This is a genomic window from Cryobacterium sp. RTC2.1 (assembly GCF_035018685.1).
Lineage (GTDB): Bacteria > Actinomycetota > Actinomycetes > Actinomycetales > Microbacteriaceae > Cryobacterium > Cryobacterium glucosi.
The window spans coordinates 1-2,677 of record NZ_JASJXJ010000251.1 but is presented as its reverse complement, the minus strand read 5'-3'; the positions used below and the strand labels follow the sequence as shown (position 1 = coordinate 2,677).

Annotated in this window: 2 protein-coding genes; one reads left to right on the top strand and one right to left on the bottom strand. The window is 60.4% G+C overall.

Annotated features, from left to right (window positions below; genetic code table 11):
* A partial coding sequence (locus QN357_RS18505) for a hypothetical protein (protein WP_323505341.1) occupies nucleotides 1-220 on the top strand: 220 nt, incomplete at its 5' end.
* Nucleotides 221-418: 198 nt separating this feature from the next.
* On the opposite strand, the gene QN357_RS18500 is transcribed toward QN357_RS18505, so the two are convergent.
* Nucleotides 419-1,654 carry a hypothetical protein gene (locus tag QN357_RS18500; RefSeq protein WP_323502983.1) on the bottom strand — a complete coding sequence of 412 codons (1,236 nt, stop codon included), beginning with the start codon at nucleotides 1,652-1,654 and terminating at the stop codon, nucleotides 419-421.
* Nucleotides 1,655-2,677 lie beyond the last annotated feature (1,023 nt).

Sequence of the window (2,677 nt, the reverse complement as noted above, 5' to 3'; positions counted from 1 at the left end):
CCTCTGTTGGGTGTTTCTTGGGCATATCCGAATCCTTTCACCAGAAAGAAAGCGGCAGGAAAACCGGGACGGTTCACAGTCAGGGCATGCTGCTCCCTTCCTGCATCTGGGTGCGGATCTAATCGCTGCGTTGATATTGCGCCACCACCAGATCTCGGGTCGTGGTGTGATGGTCGGTTTCAGCAGCCTCATGGCCCCACCGACCAATGTCGCTAGTTGACCTGGCTCCGATAGATCCTGCGCGGGAAGGGCGAAAGCCTTGAAGAGCTCGGATCTGTGGTTGTCATCGACGGCTTCGCACTCGGATCGGAGGAGCTCGCATCTCTGGACGGCGCACTCCCGGGCGCGAGCGACCCATACCATCACGTCCGCTGCAGAGGCATCGTCGGGCAGGAGTGTGCCGTGGGAAGCCAGGTGCTCAGCGTTCTGGATCATGGGAAGACAGCCTTTCGATAAGGCTTGTGTCCAGGAGCGATGCGTAACGCCATACCCGTTCGTCGGTGTTGACGTGAGGCGGCTGCCGGTCGTCGTAGCCGCGGCGCCTGGTCGACCAACCTCCGTGGGCAAGGTTGTCAGCTCGAATCAGTTCCCTCATTCGGTCCATGTTGTTGAGGAGTCCGTACTCGCGACAGACGACGAGATCGAGCAGCGTGTTGGTCCGTTCGACGTTTCGGAATTGGTGTTGCCGTCCGGCCAGGATCGGCTTCAGTACATCGCGGTTCTTGATCTCGACCGCGGCGTTAGACGCCGGCAGGTGTGGTTGCGCGATGAGTGCCGGGATGGCGTCGGCGAATGCAGGCTCGTAGAGGCCACGCCTGATCGTGATCGGCGCCAGTGGCGATCCGACCGCCCTTGCGATCGCTTCGAACTCGTCCCACCACCTGGCCCAGCCGGTGACACCGCCCGAGACGAGCATGTCGCGGCTGAGTTTTGCCAGATGGTCTCGGAACTCTTGGCGGGGGCGCCGGTCTCTGGTCGTGCCGTCGTTAAATCCGACGGTGTCGCGGAGCATCAGACGCATGAAGTCGATGAAGTGGTACAGACTCGGGATCCTCGTGATCTCGGCCGACTTGAAAGCCGCGTCGAGCGCGCCGCTAATCGCGTTGCCGAAGTCAGAGATGACGACGTCGGGCCGGACGCCTAGTTCAGTGAGGATGTACTTCCAGCTCTGCGCGGTCGATGTGCCAGGCAACGCTCGGGCCAGACGCAGCCTGTTTTCCCTTCGAATAGTGTCGCCCACGGGCCGCCATGTGGTCGTAACGACGCTATGGATGGTCCAGCCCAGCTGCGACCGGCCGCCTTTCCGGCGGACGTAGATCGGTACTTCGTCGAAGACAAAAGTGATCGGCTTCTCCGGAGTCGCGCTCTTGGCTCGATCGCTGTCATTTGCAAGACGCTGTATGTGCTCTTGGTCACGAATAGTTGCGATGACGTCGTCGTAAAGTACGGGACCGTATTGCTCCAGCAGATCGGCAGAGAGGTGCCAAACGTCCGCACCGTCAGCGGCGCTAGACGTCATCGGGCGACGGTCGGGGGATGCAGATCCTCGATGGCTGAGCGCGTGGCGCTCTGCGTGCCCGGTCTTCTCTAGAACGTTGAGCGATGACTGCGCGTAGCTGACCCCGATCGACAGCTCGTTGAGGGCTTCAAGCACTGCTCGAACCGGCCACTTTGCACGGCGTGAGGAGGCCTGGGTCCCTCGATTGACACCAATGAGCTCCTCGCAGTCCGGACAATGGACTTCGGACTGTCCGATGTACTCGCGCGGAAGATTCAGAGTGAAGTAGTGGACGGTACCTGTCCCCGTCGTGCACCGATACCGCTGTTTCTTGACGAGCGTCCCGTACGAACCGTTGCGCACGATGTCAGATCCGGGGTGTGCCGGACACGCCGGCGACGGCGAAGTCAGAACAATTGGGACCTCTGCGCCGCCAACAAGGACCTGGAACTTGTGCGCATGGCCAGAAGCCAAGATGCATTCATAACGCTGCCACTGACGGCCGTGGTCATCTGTCCGGCGGCCTGCCTTGCGAATCTTGCTCCCCGAGTGACGTCGCTCAAGGCAGCGGACAGCAATAGCATCTCTCGGCACCAGGCACTCCAATGCTCACGGACACAACCACTTTGAGGCTACCCCGTCACCACTGATCGGCTAGGCGCCTGGCCAGCCGTTTCGCACTCCGGTTACCTCACGGAGCGGAAACTTCGCCAACACCGAACCAGGCGGTTAGGAAGCCGCCATGACGACCCGAAGCTTACGACAAACCGCGGTCGCACATGTCAACAGCCCTTGGAGCCACCGATGTACTTAGCGAACTGATCCCGTAGTCACCAAACTGCTTTGGACGACTCCGATGGAATTGCGTTCCAGATTGTCATTTCTTCGCAGCCGCCGCGCATGTTCCATTCGACCTCCACATCAAATCTGCGCGGACGAAGGCATACAAATGATTCACCAGTACGAGGCTCCCATCACACGAAGCGTGGGCGATGCGAAGCGCGCTATTCGCGCGGCCACAAAAGCCTGCAGGGACGCCGCCTTCGCCCGTGAGGTTGTCCTTCTCAGTGCGATCGAGGTCTGTGACTGGAACGGATTGTCCCCTAGGAGCGTGGGTCAGTAACGGCGAAGTTTAAAACGCCGACGGATTTCCTGGGCTGGGGTTGTTGGTCTGGGAAA